This window comes from Salipiger thiooxidans (assembly GCF_900102075.1).
In the GTDB taxonomy this organism is placed as follows: domain Bacteria; phylum Pseudomonadota; class Alphaproteobacteria; order Rhodobacterales; family Rhodobacteraceae; genus Salipiger; species Salipiger thiooxidans.
Map to the genome: position 1 here is coordinate 67,578 of NZ_FNAV01000018.1, position 13,767 is coordinate 81,344.

Here is a 13,767-nt window from a genome sequence, read left to right on the forward strand (position 1 = left end):
GGCCGCATGGTCAGGCAGACGACAACCGAGCGCATGGCAGATCAGGCGAAGACGGCAGGCATCGGGCACCCTGCCACGCCCCGGCGGGTCTGGGGCTGGATGTTCATGGACTGGGCGCAGCAGCCCTACGCGACGCTGGGCCTCACCTTCATCTTCAGCCCCTATTTCGCCGCGGTCGCCGCGGAATGGTACCTCGGCTCGGGCCTGACCGAGGCGTCGGCCAAGGCCCATGCGCAGGGGCTCTGGTCGTCGGCGCAAACGGTCTCGGGGCTGTTCATCGCCTTCACGGCGCCGCTGCTCGGGGCCTGGGCCGACGCCTCGGGGCGGAAGATGCCGTGGTTCTGGGGCTTCTCGGCCATCGCCACGCTCTGCGCCGCGGCGCTCTGGTTCCTGATGCCGGACGGCACCGGGCTGACGCTGGCACTGATCGCCTTCTGGGTCGGTTTCACCGCCAGCGAATCCGCCTTCAACCTCAACAACGCCACGCTGCCGAGCCTCGGCACCCCGGACGAAGTCGGACGGATCTCGGGCAGCGCCTCGGCTTTCGGCTACTGGGGCGGCGTCGTGTCGCTGTTCCTGATGCTGCTGTTCTTTGCAGAGACCCCGAGCGGCCAGACGCTGATCGGCCTCGCCCCGGCCTTTGGGCTCGACCCGGAGACCCGCGAGGGCACGCGCTTCGTCGGGCCCTTCATCGCGATCTGGTTCGCGCTCTTCATGGTGCCGTTCTTCCTGTGGAACCGCGACCCGGCGGGCGTCCGGCAGGCGCGCCCCGGCGCCGGCCAGATCCTCGGCGGTCTGCGCGACAGCCTGCGCGAGCTGGCCGACCGCCCCTCTTACCGCAGCTTCCTGCTAAGCTCGATGTTCTACCGGGATTCGCTGGCGGCGCTCTACGCCTACGGCGGTATCTATGCCCGGCTGGTGCTGGGCTGGGAGATCACCCAGATCGGCGTCTTCGGCATCATCGCGGCGATCGCGGCGGCGGTGATCTCGTGGCTCGGCGGCCGGGCCGACCATCGCTGGGGACCGAAGCCGGTGATCCTGACCTGCATCTGGCTGCTGCTGGCGGTGAGCGTCATCATCATCGGCATGTCGCGCGACCACATCCTGTTTGTCGCGCTGCCCGAGGGCTCGCGCCTGCCCGACACCATCTTCTTCCTCTGCGGCGCGGTCATCGGCGGCGCGGGCGGTGCGCTCTATTCCGCCTCGCGCTCGATGATGGTGCGCCACACCGACCATGCCCGCGCTGCCGAGGCTTTCGGGCTCTTCGCGCTGACCGGCAAGGCCACGGCGTTTCTTGCCCCCGCGCTGATCACCTTCTTCACCCTCTGGACGCAAAGCAACCAGCTGGGCTTCCTTCCGGTCATCTTCCTTTTCCTTTTGGGCCTCGTTCTGCTACGGTGGGTGCAACCAGACGGAGACCGAGCAGCATGTTCCGCACCCTGACCGCACTAGCCGTCGCAGCGACGGTCCTTGCGGGCTGTGGCGAAGGCCGCAAAGCCCCAACAACAACCGAGGAAGACCTGCCACGCGTGACCGGCGTGCTGTCGACCAAGAGCGCCAAGGCCCTCTTCGGGGCCGAGAGCGTCGGCTCGCCGCAGAGGGCCGCCTCGTTCGGCAGCTATTCGCGCGGCTGCGTCGCGGGCGCCGCGTCGCTGCCCGAGACCGGCCCGACCTGGCAGGCGATGCGGCTCAGCCGCAACCGCAACTGGGGTCACCCGCAGCTCATCGATTTCGTGCAGGACCTGTCGCGCAAGGCAGCGGCGCTTCCGGGCTGGAACGGGCTCTACGTCGGCGACATGAGCCAGCCGCGCGGCGGCCCGATGAACTCGGGCCACGCCAGCCACCAGATAGGGCTCGATGCCGACATCTGGATGCTGCCGGGAAGCGACCTGACCCTCAGCCGCTCGGCGCGCGAGAACATCTCGTCTATCTCGATGCAGCGTGCCTCGGGCGCCTACGTCAACAGCAGCTGGACCCGGGCGCACCACGAACTTCTGAAGGCGGCCGCCAGCGACCCGCGGGTGGCGCGGATCTTCGTCTTCCCGGGGGCCAAGGTGCAGATGTGCAACGACGAGACCGGCGACCGGTCGTGGCTGCGCAAGATCCGGCCGTGGTATGGCCACCACTATCATTTCCACGTGCGGCTCAATTGCCCCGCGGGTGCGACGGGCTGCGTGGACCAGACACCGCCACCCGCGGGTGACGGCTGCGCGGACGCGCAGGCCTGGGTGAACAACATCCTCAACCCGCCGCCGCCCGACCCGAATGCGCCTCCGCCCAAGCCGAAGCGCGACCTCGTCATGGGAGACCTTCCGGCCCAATGCGCATCCGTACTCGCGGCGCGCTGATCGCCGCACTGACGGGAGGGCTCGCATTCGCCGCTGCCGCAAGCAGCGGCGAGGCGCGTTTTACCGACAGCTTCATCTGGACCGTTAATGAGCCCGAGTTCGGGGGCTTCTCGGGGATCGAGGTGTCCGACGACGGCCTTGAATTCACCGCGGTGAGCGACAGGGCGCATATCGTCTCTGGCCGCTTCATCCGCGAGAACGGCCGCATCGTCGGCATCGAACCCGGTCCCATCAGTCGCCTGATGGGTGAAAATGGCAAACCACAGCGCATCAAGACCTCTGACTCCGAAGGGTTGGCCATCGGTCGCGACGGCACGACATTCATCTCTTACGAGGGGGATGCGCGGGTGCTGTCCTACGCGTCCTCGGACATACCCGTCCGGTTGCCGCAGCCCGAAGCCTTCCAGCACTTGCAGGACAACTCCAGCCTCGAAGCCCTCGCCATCGACGACCGGGGCCGGCTTTACACCCTTCCCGAACGCTCCGGCGAGCTGACCCGGCCTTTCCCGGTCTGGCGCTACGATGGCGACTGGCAGCAGGTCTACGAGATCCCGCGCCGCGGCGGCTTTCTCGCCGTGGGCGCCGACATCGGCCCCGACGGGCGCTTCTACCTGCTCGAACGCGAGTTCACCGGCTTCGGTTTCCGCAGCCGCGTGCGCCGCTTCGACATGTCCGAAGACGCGCTCGACAACGAGACCACGCTCCTAGAGAGCGGCGTCCTGCGTCATGACAACCTCGAGGGCATCGCGGTCTGGCGCGACGAGACCGGATCGATCCGGCTCACGATGATCTCGGACGACAACTTCAACGCCTTCCAGCGCACCCAGATCGTCGAGTACACCGTCCCGGAATCGCTTGCCTCGTCGCCGAAGACGCCTTAACAGGCCCCGATTGCCCGCCAGAGCGGGCCAAGTCCCCGCTACCTTGTCAAAACGGGTCCAGACATGACACGCAGACACCTTCCCGGCATCCTTGCCATGGCCGCCATCGTGCTGGCCTCGAACATCCTCGTGCAGTTCCTCTTCGGCCAGTGGCTGACGTGGGGCGCCTTCACCTACCCGCTCGCCTTCCTCGTCACCGACGTGATGAACCGCCTCTACGGCGCCCCCGCCGCGCGCTGCGTGGTCTTCGCGGGCTTCGTGGTCGGCGTGATCTGCTCGCTCATCGGCACGCAGATCATGCTCGAGGGCGACGGCTACACCTTCCCCGCCGTGACGCTGCGGGTGGCGATCGGCTCGGGCCTCGCCTTCCTGACCGCGCAGCTGATGGACGTGGCGATCTTCGACCGGCTGCGCGACGGTGCATGGTGGCGCGCGCCGCTGGCCTCGACGCTGGTGGGAAGCTCGCTCGACACCGCGATCTTCTTCAGCATCGCCTTCTCGGGCGCACTTAGCTTCCTCGAACCCGGCAACGACGTGAGCTGGGCCGCCGAGCCCCTGCCCCTCCTGGGCATAGGCCCGATGGTGCCGCTCTGGGTGTCGCTCGGCACCGCGGACTGGCTGGTGAAGCTCTCGCTCGCCATCATCGCGCTGGTGCCGTTCCGAATGATCGTTTCGAAGGCACTTTCCGCCCGCGTGCCCGCCTGATCTGCGAAAAATGCTTTGACGGTTTGCCTTTCCATGGCACCCTGAACTTGCGTTTTTTAACAGCTGAAAGGAGGTGATCCAGTGTCTAGAGAAACATTGGAGAGAGGTGTCGGAACAGTTCGGAGGATGATCTGCTAGGGCAGCCCCTGGCATGAAGCCTACCGAATTGGCATTGCCTAACCGGCACGCCTCCTTGACGTCTCGAATGGGTCGCCCGACAGGCAGGGCGGCCCATTTCAGTTCTCTCATCCGGTTCCCGCATCCCCATGCGGCCGAACGCGCACCCCGGGCCCGCACCGGGGAGATCCAGCCCCCTCCCCCGCATTCCAGCCCCCAAGGACCGCGCACAAAGCCGCTTTGTGTTTCAGCCAACCGCCGAAACGCGCTACATCACGCCCATGCTGAAGATTTCGGACCGCATAAGCATCGAAGACTGGGAATTGACCGAGCAGTTCATGCGCGCGTCGGGCCCCGGCGGGCAGAACGTGAACAAGGTCTCGACCGCGGTGGAGCTGCGGTTCGAGGCCGAACGCTCACCCAACCTGCCGCCCGCGGTGAAGACCCGCCTGCGCAAGCTCGCCGGTCGCCGCTGGACCAAGGATGGCGCGCTCGTGCTCCAGGTCGACGACACCCGCAGCCAGGCCCGCAACCGCGAGATCGCCCGCGAGCGGCTGGCCGAGCTGATCGGCAAGGCGCTCGAGGTGCCCAAGCGCCGCATCGCGACGAAGCCGACGCTCGGGTCAAAGCGCCGGCGGCTGAACTCGAAGAAAGCGAGGGGTGAGGTCAAGGCCCTGCGCGGCAAGGTCGACCCGGGTCCGTGACCCGCGCCGCCCACACGCGCCGAAAACGACCGAACGCCGCGTCGTCCTCCGCTCCGGCCGGGGCGAATCGCACCCCGGCCCCGGAGCGCAGGATCAGTTGGCGCAGCGCTTCTCTGCGTCCTCCACCGCCGCGGTGAACCCGAGCAGCGAGAAGGTGTCCTTGGTCTGGGTGCCCCGCGACGAACGCGCCGTCAGCACCGCATCCGATCCGCGCTTCATCGCGGCGATGATCTGCGCATCGTCCTGCGGCGTCGCCGGCCAGGCCCATTCGCCATCGGCATAGAGATCGAACTCCGTGCCGCCGATGTTCACGCCGACGGTCGACCCGCCCGCGAAGGGATAGCCGCCGGTAAAGGCGACCTGGCCCGACACGTTCGAGCCGGGACGATAGAACACCATCAGCAGGATATCCCCGCGGCGCACCGACACGACCCGCCCGTCCTTGGTGTTCACGCTTTCCTTGTAGGTGGTTACCGCCCAGCACTCACGCGGGTCTTTGCCCTCGAACACGGACCAGTCGGTCATCGCGTTCACGCGGTTCTGGCTCTCTTCCTGGGCGACGGCCGCCGTCGCGGCCAGTGCCATGACGGCTCCGCCCAGAATCCCACCGAGAAATGACTTCATACCTGCAGCCTCCAGCTGTCTTCTTGCCTCAATACCTGCGGTCGGCGCCAACCTGTTCCGGCCTTGTCACAGGCGCAACCTTTCTCTACTCGACGGCGGCAGGATAGCCCGAAAAACGTGCCGCCATAAAGCCCCCGTTGGCAAGATATCGCTCAGATGTGAAGGTCAAGATGCCCCTGCCCCCCGTCCCCATGGTCGAAATCCACCGCGGCCCGCTGGCCGAAAGCCTGCACGTCGGTCACGCCGTGATCTGCGACGGCACCGGTCAGATCGTCGAGGCCTGGGGCGACCCGGACAAGCTGGTGCTGCCGCGCAGCTCCGCCAAGATGATCCAGGCCCTGCCGCTGGTCGCCTCGGGCGCCGCCGCTGCCCGCCATCTGGCGGAGCCGCAGCTGGCGCTGGCCTGCGCCTCGCACGAGGGCGCACCGCTGCACGTCACCGCGGTCAACGCCTGGCTCGAGGACCTGGGCCTCACCGACGACGACCTGCGCTGCGGCGCCGAACCCTCGCGCGACAAGGCGCTGCGGTTCCAGATGATCCGCGACGAGGAAACCCCCTGCCAGGTGCACAACAACTGCTCGGGCAAGCACGCGGGCTTCCTGACCCTGACCCAACACCTGCAGGCGGGCCCCGAATACGTCGATCCGGACCACGCGGTGCAGATCGCCGTGCGCGACGCATTCGAGACGGTGACCGACCAGTCGAGCCCGTTCTTCGGCATCGACGGCTGCTCGGCCCCCAACTACGCCACCACGATGCACGGCATGGCCCGCGCCATGGCCTGGTTCGCCACCGCCGGCCAGCGCAGCGACGCCCTGAGCCGCGCCGGCGCCCAGCTGGTGCAGGCGATGATCGCCTTCCCCGACTACGTGGCGGGCGACGGCCGCGCCTGTACGCTGCTGATGCGCGCCGCGAACGAGCCGGTGGCGATCAAGACCGGGGCCGAGGGCTATTTCATCGCGATTCTGCCGCAGCGCGGCCTCGGCATCGCGCTCAAGGTCGTCGACGGCGCCACCCGCGCCTCCAACTGCGCCATCGCCGCGATCCTCGTGAAACTGGGCGTGCTCGACCCGGCGCATCCGGACGTGAACACGTTCCTCATCCCGGAAATCCGCAACTGGCGCGGCCTGCTCACCGGCGAGATCCGCCCGGCCCCGAGTTTTCCCTGACCGACCGCGCGGCACCGCGTCGCCATACACTGCATCGCCAAACATCGAACGGCCCGCCCTCCGGACAGGAGCGCGGGCCGTCTCTTCATCTTGCCCCTAAACTCCGGGGAGTGTGAGGGGCTGGCCCCTCACCGGCACCGATCCATCAGCCGGAAAATTCGCTCCGGGCATAGCCCTGCAGGTAGAGAAGCGCCGTCAGGTCGCCGTGGTTCACCCGAAGGTCGCATTGCGCCTGCACCGAGGGCTTGGCGTGGAGCGCCACGCCCATGCCGGCGCGGGTCAGCATGCCGAGATCGTTCGCCCCGTCGCCCACCGCCAGCACGTCCGCCTCGGAGATGCCGAGCCGTGCCGAGATCTCCTCGAGCGCCTGCACCTTGGCCTCGCGGCCGAGGATCGGCCGCCCGACCTCGCCCGAGAGCCGGCCGGCGTCGGTCAGCAGGGTGTTGGCACGGTTTTCGTCGAAGCCCACCATCGTCGCCACGCGGGTGGTGAAGGCCGTAAAGCCGCCCGAGACCAGCGCCGCGTATGCGCCGTTCGCCTTCATCGTCGCGACCAGCGCGGGCCCGCCCGGCATCAGGGTGATGCGGGTCTCAAGCACCTTGTCGATGACGCCTTCCGGCAGGTCGCGCAGCAGCGCCACGCGCTCGGTCAGCGCGCCCTCGAAATCGAGTTCACCGTTCATGGCACGGGCTGTGATGTCCTTGACGTGGGCGCCGACACCAGCCTCCTCGGCCAGCTCGTCGATGCATTCCTGCTGGATCATCGTCGAGTCCATGTCGGCCAGCAGCATCTTCTTTCGCCGCCCTTCGGCAGGCAGGAGGTTCAGGTCGGCCTGATCGGCGACCGAGGCGCCCAGCCCCTCGAGGTTCGACGGTGCCACGCCGACCGGGAATTCCGCCGCCTCGCCCTGCGAGAGCCAGGTGACGTCGCCGCCCCCGGTGGCATTGCGCAGCGCCGAGACGAGCGCGGGCTCGAGGCCGCCGGGTCGGGCGATGAGCGAGACGATGAACATGGGCGCGGTCTCCTGATCCGATGCGCGGCGTGTCTCGCATGGCGCGCCGGGATTTTCCAGCCCCGCGCGTGCGTCACCGCTGCGCCGGCGAGGGGCCAGCCCCTCGCGCTCCCCGGAGTTTAGGGGCAAGATGAAAGGCGGGCGCCGGCGCGTCGTTGGGGATCTTGTGCAGGCGGCCCGTCGGTGTGGCGCGCTGCCTCAGCGTTCGGTGAGCTTGAGTTCGATGCGGCGGTTCTGGGCGCGGGCATCGGCGGTGTCGGAGGGGTCGATCGGCTGGTACTGGCCGAAACCATTGGCCGAGAGCCGGTCCGGCGGGATGCCGAGGAAGTCGACAAGGTAGCGCACCACCGACAGCGCCCGCGCCTGGCTCAGTTCCCAGTTGTCCGAGAAGCGCGCGCCGGGGCGCAGCGGGATGTCGTCGGTATGGCCGTCAACGCGGATGATCCAGTCGAGCCCCTCGGGAATGTCGGCCATCACGTTGCGCAGGATGCTGGCGATCTTGGCGATCTCCATCTGGCCCGAGCGCGACAGTTCGGCCTCGCCCGGCGCGAAGAGCACCTCGGAGGAGAAGACGAAGCGGTCGCCCTCGATGCGGACGCCTTCCTGGTTGCCGATCACTTCGCGCAACCGTCCGAAGAACTCCGAGCGGTAGCGTTCGAGGTCCTTGGCCTGATCCTCGAGCCGCTGGCGTTCGGCTTCCTCGAGCTGGCGCCGGCGGCGTTCCTCGGCGGCGACGCGGGCCAGCGCGGCGTTGAGCTCGGAGCCGAGGTTCTGGAGCTGCACCTGCGCGTCCACGTCGCGCTCCTTGGCGTCGTCGAGCAGGCCCTGCAGCTGCGAGAGCTGCGTGCGCAGCGCCGAGACCTGCTGGTTCAGCAGCTCGGTCTGGCGCTCGGCCGCACCGGCGCGCTGCTCGGCCTCGCCGGCGCGGCCCTCGGTGTCGGAGAGCTCGGCGCGGGCGGCCGCCAGCAGCGCGGCCTGGCGTTCCGCCTCGGAGAGCCGAGCGCCAGCCTTGGCCTCGGCCGCCTTCTGCGCGGCGAGCGCCGCCGCGAGCCGGTCGCGCAGGTCGGCGGTGCTGCTCTCGGCATCGCCCTGCGCCGCCAGCGCCGCGGCAAGACGGGCATCAAGGTCGTCGCTCGCGTCGCGGGCGGCGGCCAGCAGGGTCAGCGTCTCCTCGGCCTTCCGGCGCTGTTCCTCGAGCGCCATGGTCATCGCGGTCAGCTCGGTGTCGGAGGATTCGAGCCGCGCGCGCAAGGCGGCGGCGGCCTCGGCCTCGGCGAGGCGCTGCGCCTCCTCGTCGGTCAGGTCCTGCTGCAATTCATCGACGCGGGTCGTGAGCCCGCCCATGGTCTCGGCCTGCTCGGCGTTGCGGGCGCGCAGATCCTCGACCAGCGCCTCGAGCGCCTCGCGGCGGGCGGCGGCGAGACGGGCAGCCTCGGCCTGCGCGTCGACCTCGGTGCGGGCCTGCGCCAGCGCCAGGTCCAGCGCGTCGCGTTCGGAGGTCACCGCGTCGCGGGCGGCCTCGAGCTCGGCCTGTGTGGCGGTCAACTCGGTGATGGTGGCACGCGCGTCATCGCGGTCCGACAGCAGCGCCGCGACCTGTTCCTCGAAGGAGGCGATGCGCCCCTGCGCCGCCTGCAGTTCCTCCGCCTGGCGGTCGCGGGCGGCGGTCAGCGTGGCGATCAGGCCCTGCTGTTCCGCGAGCCGGGTCTCGTTGTCGTCGAGCGTGGTCTGCAGCTCGCCCAGACGGGCGGTGAGCTGACTGTTCTCGCGTTCCTGCAGGCCAAGCGCCTGGCTCAGCTCCGCCAGTTCCGAGGACAGCCGGTCGAGCTGGCTTTCCTGCCCGGTGATGGTGTCGCGCAACACCGACTGGATGACCATGAAGATGGTCAGCACGAACATCAGCACCAGCAGGAGGCCGGTCATCGCGTCGACGAAGCCCGGCCAGATGTTGGCCTGGAAGCGCGCGCCGGTGCGTCGCGACAGGGCCATGAATCAGGCCTCGCCCTTCGGTCGCGCCGGCCGGATGGTCAGCGACGGCGCCGCCGCCTGCGGCTGGTTGGCGAGCTTGGAGAGCGTGCGGTTCAGACTGCTGAGGTCGGTGCGGAGCTCGGCCATGGTCTCCTGCCGGCCGGCGGAGATCTCTTCCAGCAAGCGCAGCATCTGCACGTCGATCGACCGCAGCCGCATGCGGCTTTCGGCGTCGAAGCCTTCGGCGGCGTCGCGTTCGGCCAGCACCTCGGCCAGCCGCTCCTGCCCCTCGGCGATGCGGGCCAGCGAGTTGGCCGAGGGTGCCGTGGCCTCGAGCCGCTCGGTCATGCGCTCGACCGAATCCGCGAGCTGCCCGAGCCGGGCATCGACCTCGTTCTGGCCCTCCTGCGCGCGGGCGAACATCAGCGTGAGCCGCTCCATCTGGTCGGTCATCTGGTCGAGCACCTGCTCGACCACGCCGGTGTCACCGGCGCTGTCGCCATCGCCCGAGAAGCTGAGCTTGGTGATGGTGCTGAGCCATTCCTCGAGCTCGCGGTAGAAGCGGTTCTGGCCGTGACCCGCGAAGAGCTCGAGCAGGCCCACGATCAGCGAGCCCGCAAGGCCCAGCAGCGACGAGGCGAAGGCCACGCCCATGCCGCCGAGCTGGCTTTCCAGACCCGACATCAGCCGGGTGAACACGTCCATGTTCGACTCGCCCTGCTCGGGCGCGAGGCTGCGGATCGTGTCGACCAGCGCCGGCACCGTGGTGGCAAGGCCGTAGAAGGTGCCGAGAAGGCCGAGGAAGATCAGCAGCGAGACGAGGTAGCGGGTGATCTCGCGCGCCTCGTCGATGCGGGTGGCCACCGAGTCGAGGATCGAGCGGGTCGAGGTCGTGGTGATCTGCATCCGCCGGTCGCGCCGGCGCAGCAGGGCCGCGAGGGGGGCCAGCAGCCGGGGCGCCTGCGCGCCCGCGTCGCGGTCGGTGACGAAGCGTTCGATCCAGCGCACCGAGGTGATGAGCTGCGCGACCTGAAAGAAACAGGCGAGCACACCAAGCACGAAGACGAAGACGATAAAGCCGTTGAGCCACGGGTTCGCCTGGAACACCGGCAGCACCCGCGGAAGGGCGACGACGCCGCCCGCGACGCAAAGGCCGATGACCGCGAGCATGAGGGCGATCTGGCGTACGGGCTGGCTGAAGTGTGGCTCGGCCTCGAGGTCGGGCGTGTCCATTTATGTCCCTGGCGGTGGTTCTGGCATCGGTCCTGTCGGAGCCGAGCCTATTGCGGCAGCCGAATCAAGCCAAGCGGTTATCCGAAAGTTGCCGCACACGATCCTGCAACCAGTGCAGTTCCGCATCGGGTATGCCCAGCGCATCGAGATGCGACGCCGTATTGTAGAGGTATTCGGTGTTCGGACCGCGCCCGCCGATGGCGCGCGAGATGATGTCGGCCTGCTCTTCGAGCGGCAGACCGCCGCAATACTGAACGTGGTGCGGATCGATGACATAGGTCACCGCCTCGACCCGCCGGCCGTCGCGCAGATCCACGTGAAGCATTTTCTCGAGATAGGCCGACGAGATCAGCTCGCGCTCGCGCAGGTAAGCCAGGGTTACATCTTCGCGTCCCCCGGCGGCGCGCAGCGCCAGCCCCTCGCAGAGCGCCCCGGGCTGTTCGTCGAGCGCCAGCACCAGGCCGGGCTCATCCTCGGTGCCGCGATGGTGGATCGAGCGCATGCAGAAGCTGCGGTGGTAGTCGGGGAGGATGGCATGCGCCTCCTCGGCGACCTCGAAGCCGGGATTCCACAGGAGCGAGCCGTAGCCGAAGACCCAAAGCGCCATGATTTCTGGTCCTTTCCTTTGCCAAGCTGTAAACACCATGCGGCAGGGGCATGAAAAGGGGGGCGCCGTGAAACGACTGGCAATTCTGGTGATCGTCGCGGCGCTGGCATGGTCCGGCTTCTGGGCATTTTCCGCATGGGCGCAGAAACGGGCGATCGAGGGCTGGGCCGAGGACCGCCGCGCCGACGGCTGGGAGGTGAGCTACGACGACCTCGCCATCCGCGGCTTCCCGAATCGTCTCGACACCACCTTCACCGGCCTGCTGCTTGCCGATCCCGGCAGCAACACCGTCTGGGAGGCGCCCTTCCTGCAGGTTCTCCAGATGGTCTGGAGCCGCGATCACGTCATCATCGCCTTTCCCGACGAGCAGGTGCTGACCCGCGATGGCGCGCGCTACGAGATGAGCTCCGAGGGGCTGCGCGCCAGCCTCGTGCGCGACGACGGCTACCTTCTGCGCGCCCACGCCGAGGCCGATGTCCTGAACGTCTCCGGCGAGGCGCCTCTGGCGCTGTCGGACCTGACTGCCGCCATCGACCGGCTCGAGGGCGAGGACCGCACCTACCGCGTCGCCGTCAACGCCGAGGGCATCGCCACCGGCGGGCGCATCTCGGGCGGCGGCGACGACGGGCTGCGGCTCGACAGCACCGTGGCGCTGGCCGAGCCGCTACGCCCCGAGACCTACGCCGACGCGCAGCCGACCCGCATCGAGATCCGCCGCGCGGAAATCGGCATGGACGCGCTGCAGCTCGCTGCCACCGGCGAGCTCGACGTGGACGAGGACGGCTACCCCGAGGGCGAGCTGTCGCTCCGGGTCGAGAACTTGCGCGAGGCCATCGAGGCCGAACGCCAGGCCGGCCGGGTGCCATCCGAGGTGCTGTCGCTGATCGAGAGCGCGGCGCAGCTGCTGGCCGGGCTCTCGGGGCGCGAGGACACCATCGACCTCACCTTCGAGTTCCGCGACCGCCGGACCTGGCTCGGGTTCCTGCCGCTCGGCAAGGCACCGCAGCTGCACTGAGCGCGCCCGCGGCATCTTGCGCCGCGCCCCGTTCCCGGGAACAGTGCGCGCATGACCGACCTGTCCCACCGCATCGAAGCCAGGCGCGACGAGCTGATCGCGCTCACGCAGGATCTCATCCGCATCCCGACACTGAACCCGCCGGGCGAGAACTACCGGGCGATCTGCGACTACCTGCACCACCGGCTCGCGGCGCGCGGCTTTGCCTGCGAGCTGGTGCGCGCGGTGGGTGCCCCCGGCGACAGCGACCGCTACCCGCGCTGGAACCTCGTGGCCCGGCGCGAGGGCACCCGCCCGGGCGACTGCGTGCATTTCAACTCGCACCACGACGTGGTCGAGGTCGGCAAGGGCTGGACCCGCGACGCGTTCGGCGCCGAGCTTGACGGCGACCGCATCTACGGGCGCGGCGCCTGTGACATGAAGGGCGGGCTCGCCGCCTCGATCATCGCCGCCGAGGCCTTTCTCGAGACCCACCCCGACCACGCCGGCGCCGTCGAGATCAGCGCCACCGCCGACGAGGAATCCGGCGGCTATGGCGGCGTTGCTTATCTTGCGCGCGAGGGCTGGTTCGCGCCCGAGCGGGTGCAGCATGTCATCATCCCCGAGCCGCTCAACAAGGACCGGATCTGTCTTGGCCACCGTGGCGGCTGGTGGGCCGAGATCGAGACCAAGGGCGAGATCGCTCACGGCTCCATGCCCTTCCTCGGCGATTGTGCCGTGCGCCACATGGGCGCCGTGCTGGCGGCCTTCGAAGAGCGGCTCTTCCCCGCGATGGCGGCGCGTCACACCGAGATGCCGGTGGTGCCCGAGGGGGCGCGGTCCTCGACCATGAACATCAACGCCATCCACGGCGGCCAGCCCGAGAACCCGCCCGATTTCGACGGGCTGCCCGCCCATTGCGTTCCCGACAGCTGCCGCATCGTGATCGACCGGCGCTTCCTGATCGAGGAAACCGTCGAGGGCGTGCGCGACGAGGTGATCGGCCTGCTCGACGATCTCAAGGCGCGGCGCGAGAACTTCGACTACGAGATCCGCGAACTCAACCGGGTGATCCCCTCGATGACCGACCGCGACGCCCCTGTGGTGCGCACCGTCACCGAGGCCATCCGCGAGGAGCTGGGGCTCGAGGCCAGCTACGTCGCCTCCCCCGGCAGCTACGACCAGAAGCACATCGACCGCATCGGCAAGCTGAAGAACTGCATCGCCTACGGGCCGGGCGTGCTGGAGCTGGCGCACAAGCCCGACGAGTGGGTCGGCGTCACCGACATGCTCGACAGCGCGCGGGTGATGGGGCGCAGCCTCGAACGGCTGCTGCTGCCCTCCTAGACCGCGAAAGGGGGCCCAGCGCGGCCCCCTTCCCTTGCGAAAAAGGCAGCGCCGCGCC

13 protein-coding genes are annotated in these 13,767 nt (G+C 68.9%); 8 read left to right on the forward strand and 5 right to left on the reverse strand.

Annotation, left to right across the window (positions count from 1 at the left end; genetic code table 11):
* The first annotated feature begins 33 nt into the window (after positions 1-33).
* The 5 genes from BLQ77_RS22730 (at position 34) to arfB (ending at position 4,755) form a co-directional block, all read left to right on the forward strand.
* A complete protein-coding gene (locus BLQ77_RS22730; protein ID WP_089963099.1) occupies positions 34-1,443 on the forward strand; it encodes an MFS transporter in 1,410 nt (469 codons plus the stop codon).
* A complete protein-coding gene (mepA, locus tag BLQ77_RS22735) occupies positions 1,428-2,348 on the forward strand; it encodes a penicillin-insensitive murein endopeptidase (RefSeq protein WP_089963048.1) in 921 nt (306 codons plus the stop codon). The genes BLQ77_RS22730 and mepA overlap by 16 nt, the downstream gene beginning before the upstream one ends.
* Positions 2,321-3,229: an esterase-like activity of phytase family protein gene (locus tag BLQ77_RS22740; RefSeq protein ID WP_089963050.1), complete on the forward strand. Its 909-nt coding sequence runs from the start codon at positions 2,321-2,323 to the stop codon at positions 3,227-3,229. The genes mepA and BLQ77_RS22740 overlap by 28 nt, the downstream gene beginning before the upstream one ends.
* A 63-nt stretch (positions 3,230-3,292) precedes the next feature.
* Complete coding sequence (locus BLQ77_RS22745) at positions 3,293-3,934, forward strand: queuosine precursor transporter (RefSeq protein WP_089963051.1); 642 nt, start codon at positions 3,293-3,295, stop codon at positions 3,932-3,934.
* A gap of 398 nt (positions 3,935-4,332) precedes the next feature.
* A complete protein-coding gene (gene arfB / locus BLQ77_RS22750; protein ID WP_008885850.1) occupies positions 4,333-4,755 on the forward strand; it encodes an alternative ribosome rescue aminoacyl-tRNA hydrolase ArfB in 423 nt (140 codons plus the stop codon).
* Positions 4,756-4,848: 93 nt separating this feature from the next.
* Here the strand turns inward: arfB and BLQ77_RS22755 are convergent, their stop codons facing one another.
* Positions 4,849-5,379: an invasion associated locus B family protein gene (locus BLQ77_RS22755; protein WP_083791764.1), complete on the reverse strand. Its 531-nt coding sequence runs from the start codon at positions 5,377-5,379 to the stop codon at positions 4,849-4,851.
* Between the two features lie 170 nt (positions 5,380-5,549).
* On the opposite strand from BLQ77_RS22755, the gene BLQ77_RS22760 reads away from it, so the two are divergent.
* A complete protein-coding gene (locus BLQ77_RS22760) occupies positions 5,550-6,548 on the forward strand; it encodes an asparaginase (RefSeq protein ID WP_242661823.1) in 999 nt (332 codons plus the stop codon).
* 145 nt (positions 6,549-6,693) lie between these two features.
* Here BLQ77_RS22760 and serB read toward each other — a convergent pair whose 3' ends face one another.
* The 4 genes from serB to BLQ77_RS22780 form a co-directional block, all read right to left on the reverse strand.
* Positions 6,694-7,560, reverse strand: coding sequence for a phosphoserine phosphatase SerB (serB, locus tag BLQ77_RS22765; RefSeq protein WP_089963053.1), 867 nt, complete (start codon positions 7,558-7,560; stop codon positions 6,694-6,696).
* Positions 7,561-7,758: 198 nt separating this feature from the next.
* Positions 7,759-9,549: a peptidoglycan -binding protein gene (locus BLQ77_RS22770; protein ID WP_089963054.1), complete on the reverse strand. Its 1,791-nt coding sequence runs from the start codon at positions 9,547-9,549 to the stop codon at positions 7,759-7,761.
* A 3-nt stretch (positions 9,550-9,552) separates the two neighbouring features.
* The gene (locus BLQ77_RS22775) at positions 9,553-10,761 is read right to left on the reverse strand and encodes a biopolymer transporter ExbB (RefSeq protein ID WP_089963056.1); all 1,209 of its coding nucleotides are present in this window, start codon (positions 10,759-10,761) and stop codon (positions 9,553-9,555) included.
* Positions 10,762-10,825: 64 nt separating this feature from the next.
* Complete coding sequence (locus BLQ77_RS22780; RefSeq protein WP_089963057.1) at positions 10,826-11,368, reverse strand: gamma-glutamylcyclotransferase; 543 nt, start codon at positions 11,366-11,368, stop codon at positions 10,826-10,828.
* Between the two features lie 67 nt (positions 11,369-11,435).
* Here BLQ77_RS22780 and BLQ77_RS22785 point away from each other — a divergent pair, with 67 nt between their 5' ends.
* Together BLQ77_RS22785 and BLQ77_RS22790 are read left to right on the forward strand one after the other, a co-directional pair.
* Entirely contained in the window at positions 11,436-12,383 is a 948-nt protein-coding gene (locus tag BLQ77_RS22785) for a DUF2125 domain-containing protein (RefSeq protein ID WP_089963059.1), read from the forward strand.
* A gap of 51 nt (positions 12,384-12,434) precedes the next feature.
* Positions 12,435-13,709 carry an acetylornithine deacetylase/succinyl-diaminopimelate desuccinylase family protein gene (locus BLQ77_RS22790; protein ID WP_089963060.1) on the forward strand — a complete coding sequence of 425 codons (1,275 nt, stop codon included), beginning with the start codon at positions 12,435-12,437 and terminating at the stop codon, positions 13,707-13,709.
* Positions 13,710-13,767: the final 58 nt, after the last annotated feature.

What these genes read in the sequence shown, in the direction of transcription:
- arfB (WP_008885850.1), top strand. Translation starts at nt 4,333, where the DNA reads ATGCTGAAGATTTCGGACCGCATAAGCATCGAAGACTGGGAATTGACC.
- serB (WP_089963053.1), bottom strand. Translation starts at nt 7,560, where the DNA reads ATGTTCATCGTCTCGCTCATCGCCCGACCCGGCGGCCTCGAGCCCGCG.
- BLQ77_RS22730 (WP_089963099.1), top strand. Translation starts at nt 34, where the DNA reads ATGGCAGATCAGGCGAAGACGGCAGGCATCGGGCACCCTGCCACGCCC.
- BLQ77_RS22780 (WP_089963057.1), bottom strand. Translation starts at nt 11,368, where the DNA reads ATGGCGCTTTGGGTCTTCGGCTACGGCTCGCTCCTGTGGAATCCCGGC.
- BLQ77_RS22775 (WP_089963056.1), bottom strand. Translation starts at nt 10,761, where the DNA reads ATGGACACGCCCGACCTCGAGGCCGAGCCACACTTCAGCCAGCCCGTA.
- BLQ77_RS22740 (WP_089963050.1), top strand. Translation starts at nt 2,321, where the DNA reads ATGCGCATCCGTACTCGCGGCGCGCTGATCGCCGCACTGACGGGAGGG.
- BLQ77_RS22745 (WP_089963051.1), top strand. Translation starts at nt 3,293, where the DNA reads ATGACACGCAGACACCTTCCCGGCATCCTTGCCATGGCCGCCATCGTG.
- BLQ77_RS22770 (WP_089963054.1), bottom strand. Translation starts at nt 9,549, where the DNA reads ATGGCCCTGTCGCGACGCACCGGCGCGCGCTTCCAGGCCAACATCTGG.
- mepA (WP_089963048.1), top strand. Translation starts at nt 1,428, where the DNA reads ATGTTCCGCACCCTGACCGCACTAGCCGTCGCAGCGACGGTCCTTGCG.
- BLQ77_RS22790 (WP_089963060.1), top strand. Translation starts at nt 12,435, where the DNA reads ATGACCGACCTGTCCCACCGCATCGAAGCCAGGCGCGACGAGCTGATC.
- BLQ77_RS22755 (WP_083791764.1), bottom strand. Translation starts at nt 5,379, where the DNA reads ATGAAGTCATTTCTCGGTGGGATTCTGGGCGGAGCCGTCATGGCACTG.
- BLQ77_RS22760 (WP_242661823.1), top strand. Translation starts at nt 5,550, where the DNA reads ATGCCCCTGCCCCCCGTCCCCATGGTCGAAATCCACCGCGGCCCGCTG.